At 71.7% G+C, this 5,071-nt stretch carries 5 protein-coding genes; 4 read left to right on the plus strand and 1 reads right to left on the minus strand.

The window, feature by feature from the left end:
- The first annotated feature begins 167 nt into the window (after window positions 1-167).
- The 3 genes from ACFRCR_RS16775 to ACFRCR_RS16785 all read left to right on the plus strand — a co-directional run bounded on the left by ACFRCR_RS16775 (window position 168) and on the right by ACFRCR_RS16785 (window position 2,747).
- Window positions 168-1,502, plus strand: a complete 1,335-nt coding sequence (locus tag ACFRCR_RS16775) for a DUF1254 domain-containing protein (protein WP_377679110.1) — start codon at window positions 168-170, stop codon at window positions 1,500-1,502.
- 180 nt (window positions 1,503-1,682) lie between these two features.
- Window positions 1,683-2,078, plus strand: coding sequence for a VOC family protein (locus ACFRCR_RS16780; protein WP_377679112.1), 396 nt, complete (start codon window positions 1,683-1,685; stop codon window positions 2,076-2,078).
- A 69-nt stretch (window positions 2,079-2,147) separates the two neighbouring features.
- Window positions 2,148-2,747 (plus strand): hypothetical protein, encoded by a 600-nt coding sequence (locus tag ACFRCR_RS16785; RefSeq protein WP_377679114.1) that lies wholly within the window; start codon window positions 2,148-2,150, stop codon window positions 2,745-2,747.
- Between the two features lie 151 nt (window positions 2,748-2,898).
- On the opposite strand, the gene ACFRCR_RS16790 is transcribed toward ACFRCR_RS16785, so the two are convergent.
- Window positions 2,899-3,312, minus strand: coding sequence for an ArsR/SmtB family transcription factor (locus ACFRCR_RS16790; protein WP_377679116.1), 414 nt, complete (start codon window positions 3,310-3,312; stop codon window positions 2,899-2,901).
- A 75-nt stretch (window positions 3,313-3,387) separates the two neighbouring features.
- Between ACFRCR_RS16790 and ACFRCR_RS16795 the strand changes: the two genes are divergently transcribed.
- The gene (locus ACFRCR_RS16795; RefSeq protein WP_377679117.1) at window positions 3,388-4,818 is read left to right on the plus strand and encodes an FAD-dependent oxidoreductase; all 1,431 of its coding nucleotides are present in this window, start codon (window positions 3,388-3,390) and stop codon (window positions 4,816-4,818) included.
- Window positions 4,819-5,071 lie beyond the last annotated feature (253 nt).

The raw sequence follows: 5,071 nt of genomic DNA on the forward strand, positions 1-5,071 counted from the left end.
GACGTCGGCCGCAGCCTGCGGGGCAAGGGCTCCCGACGGGCCCTGCCCCGTCACGGGGGCGCCCCTTGCGCGGTGCCGGACCGGGCTGAGTTGCGGCGGGCGGTGGACGGTGGAGCATGGGGTGGGCGCTCCACCCGGACGCCGGCGATCGAGCGAGGGTGTGCGGCATGGCGACGGATCTGACGGACCGGGCTGGGCTGGCCAAGGACGCGTACGTGTACGGGTACCCGTTGGTCTTCAACACCGACCAGGTGCGGCGCTACGTGAAGGAGGGGGTCGGCGCGAACCCGGCGGCGGCGTTCAACACCTTCTCGCACGCACGGCACCTCGCAGGCCCTGCGGACACGTTCGTGACGATCAACAACGACACCCTGTACTCGATGGCGCAGCTGGACCTGTCCGTCGGTCCGCTCGTGCTGGACGTGCCGGCGACCGGGGAGCGCTACTACGTGCTCCAGTTCGTCGACGCCTGGACGAACAACATCGCGTACGTCGGGACGCGGGCCACCGGCAACGAGGCGGGCCGGTTCGTCATCGTCCCGCCCGGCTGGTCGGGTGACCTGCCGGCTGACGCCGTCGTGGTGCAGGCGTCGACCCGGATCGTGAGCATCGTCGGGCGGATCGCGTGCGCAGGACCGGACGACGTCGGCGCGGCGAACTCCGTCCAGGACCAGTTCCTGCTACGGCCCCTCGACCCCGCTGCGATCCCTGTGGGCCTGCCCGACAAGGCGACGTCCGGAGTGGATTCGTCGGACTTCTTCGAGGACCTGCGCAGACTGTCCCAGGACCTGCCGCCCTCGTCGGCCGACGTCGAGCACGCGCCCCGGTTCGACCCGCTCGGGATCGGTGTCACCGAACCGTTCCAGGGGCTCGACGGCGAGCTCGCCACGGACCTTCGCAGCGGCTATCTCGCCGGACAGGAGGTGGTGGAGTACGCCTCCCACCACGGTTCCTCGCCCGTCGACAACGGCTGGACCGTCGGCCTGCACATGTTCGACTACAACGTCTCCGCGCTGGGGCTGGGGACCATCGACGCCCCCGAGTGGAAGATCGCAGAACCCGCCGAGCGATTCCTCGATCGCGCTGTGGCCGCGAGGTTGGGCCTGTGGGGCAACCACGCCTACGAAGCCGTGTACGCCCAGGCCTTCACCGACGTCGACGGCGACCCTCTGCGCGGCGCGTCGACCTACCGGGTGCTCTTCGACACCGAGCCGCCCGTCGGGGCGTTCTGGTCGATCACCCTCTACGACGTCCCCCAGTACTTCTTGGTCGACAACCCCATCGACCGGTACTCCATCGGCGACCGCACGCCGGGCACGCGGCGCGCCGACGACGGCACCTTGACCGTGACGATCTCGCACGCCGAACCCACCGACCCGGCCGCGCGTGCGAACTGGCTCCCGGCCCCCGACGCAGCGTTCCGCCTGGTCCTGCGCCTCTACATCCCCGGCCCCACCATCCTCGCCGGCACCTACGACTTCCCGCCGATCATCAAGGCCTGACGGCACCACTGCAGGGTCTCCGACATCGCGGTACCTCCTTCGGACAGCAGGGCACCCGCGAGCGCGCCGTCCTGGGCTCCCTCACCGCCGGACCTGTCCCGTGCACAGGTCGGCCGACGCGTGTACGGGCCCGGGACCACCGCGAAGTCCACCTCGGCGACGTGCCCTTAGAGTGTTGGTGTGGAACTGGGCCTCGTGATCATCGCTGTCGACGAGCTGGCCCCGGCCGTCCTGTTCTGGCGGGCGTTCACGCGGTGGGTGGTGACGGAGGACGTCCCAGGCGTCTACACGGAGCTGCGTACGCCACGTGGTCTGCGGTACGGGCTCTACGCAGAGCAGCACTACCTGGCAAACCTTGGCTCCGCGGTCCCCGAGCTCGCTGCGGCGGGCCTCCAGCGGACCGAGATCTACGTGACGGTCGGTGATGCGCGGGGGAGCGTCTCGCGTGCGACGGCTCTGGGAGCGTCCCTTCTCGCGGACGTCTCAGCCAAGCCCTGGGGCGACGACGTCGGCTATCTGCGCGCACCCGGCGGCATCGTCCTGGCTGTGGCGCAACCGTCGACGGCTGAGCCGTGAGTCCCTCGGGAGGACGTCGTGCGATCGGCCGGGGCGGCGCGAGCTCGCCTGTCCACGTCTAGCGCCGACATGACCGAAGACGCCTTGGACGGCCAGGACGGCGTGGTGCTGCTCTGGCTGCCGGTCGGAGCGGGTGGGAACGTCGTCAAGCACACCAGCGCGTGGTGGGAACGGGCGTGTGCGGTCGTCGAGCGTCGCCCCCCAGCGACGCTGTTCCACGCGGCCCTGGAGCTGCGCGTCGACGATGTTCCCTACGTCATCGAGATGGCTCCCGCCTGGGCCGGGTCCTCAGGGGAGCGAGGCGTGGTGGCGACGGGGCCGGTGGGTGCTCGATGGCTGGGACGCTCTCGCTGGTTCCGGTACGAGGTCCGGTGCTGGGCGCACGGCGTGATCCCCGACCGAGCGTTCGCCAGAAGCGCCCCTGTCGTCGTCACCGTCGACACGACCGCCGTGGCAAGAGTCCTGGCTACGGTGTCGGACGTGGCGCCGTCGACCTGGGGCCGCCGAGCGACCGGGACGAGTGAGATGTGGAACTCCAACTCGCTCGTCTCCTGGGTGTTGGCCCGATCCGGGCTGCCAACCAGTCATCTGACCCCACCGGGCGGCCGCGTGCCGGGTTGGAAGGCTGGTCTCGAGGTCGCTGAGCACGACCGCCGTCGGGCGCTGTGACATCCACGGTCGCGGGCCGGCATCCCGATGTCAGGGCAGGGTGTTCACGCCACCGGACGGCACCGGCTCGTGCTGCCTCCAGACCTCCCGGGATCCGGGATGTGACGCAGGCTCGCTGCGGCGACGGCTGACGGATGCGTTCCGTGCCGCGTCAGGGGCTGGTGACGACGGCAGCGCCCCGGGTCGTCGTCGCGGTCAACGCGTCGGCGAGCGCGGTGAGGGCGCCGGGGACCAGGGAGTAGTAGGCCCAGCGGCCCCGCTGCTCTCGGGTGAGGAGGCCGGCGTCGACGAGGATCTTGAGGTGGTGGCTGACGGTCGGCTGGGACAGGCCGACGGGTTCGGTGAGGTCGCACACGCAGGCTTCGCCGCCCTCGTGGGAGGCGACGATCGAGAGCAGCTGGACCCGGGTGGGGTCGGCCAGGGCCTTGAAGGTGCGCGCGAGGTCGCGCGCGGTCCGGGGGTCGGCGGCCTGGCGGACCAGCGGCGCGCAGCAGGGGGCACCTCCGGCGCCGGCCGTGCCGACTCGTGCGAGGGGCAGGTCCGTCGTCGTGGTCATGGACTCCATCTTGCCACGTATCGAAGTTTGTGGATACGTTGTCGACACGGCGTTCATTGATGGTTGTCGATGCGAGGAGTGGTGATGAGTGAGGTCGTGCGTGCTGACCTGCCGGTCGTGGTGATCGGTGGGGGACCGGTGGGGCTGGCCGCGGCCGCCCACCTGCTGGAGCGAGGCCTGGAACCGGTCGTGCTCGAGGCGGGCGACGGGCCGGGAGCAGCGGTCACGTCGTGGGGCCACGTGCGGTTGTTCTCGCCGTGGCGCTACGACATCGACGACGCCGCTCGGCGCCTGCTCGAGCCCACCGGATGGAGGGTCCCGGACCTGGACAGGCTGCCCACGGGGGGCGAGCTCGTGGACCAGTACCTGGCGCCGCTGGCCGCGACCGAGCAGGTCGCGACGCGGTTGCGGACCAGGACGCGGGTGCTGGCAGTGGCTCGCGACGGTGCGGACAAGACCCGATCCCTGGGCCGGGAGCGGCGCGCGTACCGCGTGCGGACCGTGAGGGCGGACGGGCAGGTCGAGGACGTGCTGGCGCGCGCGGTGATCGACGCGTCCGGGACGTTCACGACGTCCAACCCGCTGGGGACCAGCGGTCTGCCCGCTCTCGGTGAGACGCAGGCGCAGGCCTTCGTCACGGGCCCGTTGCCCGACGTCCTGGGAACGGCCCGCGAGCGGTTCGCAGGCAAGCACACGCTCGTCGTCGGGATGGGGCACTCAGCAGCGAACACGCTGCTGTCCCTGGTCGAGCTCGCGGAGTCCGTGCAGGGCACCACGGTGACCTGGGCGATCCGCGGCGGTTCTGCGCGGCGCCTGTTCGGCGGCGGGGCCGACGACGAGCTGCCCGCGCGCGGGCTCCTGGGCACCCGCCTGCAGGCCGCGGTGGAGGCTGGCCGGTTGGCGCTGGTGAGGTGGATCTCGATCGAACAGCTCGTGCCCGGCCAGGACACGGTGCGGGTCCTGGGCCGTTCGCGCGAGGAGGCGCTGGACCTGCAGGTCCACGCGATCGTGAACGCGACCGGGTTCCGCCCGGACCTGGACATGCTGCGCGAGGTGCGCCTGGACCTGGACCCGGTGGTGGAGTCCCCGAGCCGGCTGGCCGAGCTCATCGACCCCAACTTCCACTCGTGCGGCACGGTGCCCCCGCACGGGGAGAAGCTGCTCCAGCACCCCGACGACGGGTTCTACCTCGCCGGGATGAAGTCCTACGGGCGGGCCCCGACATTCCTGCTCGCCACGGGCTACGAGCAGGTCCGCTCGATCGCCGCCGCCCTGGCGGGCGACCGGGCCGCGGCGGACCTGGTCCAGCTGAACCTGCCTGCCACCGGTGTGTGCTCGACCGACCTGGCGCTGGGGGCCGAGGACGAGGCGGGTGGCTCGTGCTGTGGTGCCGCGCCCGGCGGCCCGCAGCCGGTCATCCTCGGCGTCGGTGCCCCGGCCGGGTCCGGGTTCGCGACCGGCGTGGTGCACGGGCGCTCCGGGGACGAGGTGGCGACGTCGAGCACGTTCGGGTAAGCCTGCAGCTGCGCGGCGAGCGCCGCCGACGCGGCGGGGCTCGCTCGCAGTTGTGCCCACTACGTGATCACCTCCACCGCGACGTTCGTACGTGCACGGTGTCGAGGAGACGATCTACCTCGACCCGGCCGTCACCGGCCGGGGTTCGGCATCCGGCGCCTGGCCGAGGTCCTCGATCACGCCCAAGCCGCTGGGGCGTGGGAGGTCGTCACGGCCCCGACCATCGAGTGAGTGCATGACGAAGGGCCGGACG

It is taken from the genome of Oerskovia sp. NPDC056781, assembly GCF_042789955.1.
GTDB lineage: Bacteria > Actinomycetota > Actinomycetes > Actinomycetales > Cellulomonadaceae > Oerskovia > Oerskovia rustica.

Bases quoted from the DNA above. Each gene is read 5' to 3' on its own strand.
- ACFRCR_RS16785 (WP_377679114.1), top strand. From the start codon at position 2,148: ATGACCGAAGACGCCTTGGACGGCCAGGACGGCGTGGTGCTGCTCTGG.
- ACFRCR_RS16790 (WP_377679116.1), bottom strand. From the start codon at position 3,312: ATGGAGTCCATGACCACGACGACGGACCTGCCCCTCGCACGAGTCGGC.
- ACFRCR_RS16775 (WP_377679110.1), top strand. From the start codon at position 168: ATGGCGACGGATCTGACGGACCGGGCTGGGCTGGCCAAGGACGCGTAC.
- ACFRCR_RS16795 (WP_377679117.1), top strand. From the start codon at position 3,388: ATGAGTGAGGTCGTGCGTGCTGACCTGCCGGTCGTGGTGATCGGTGGG.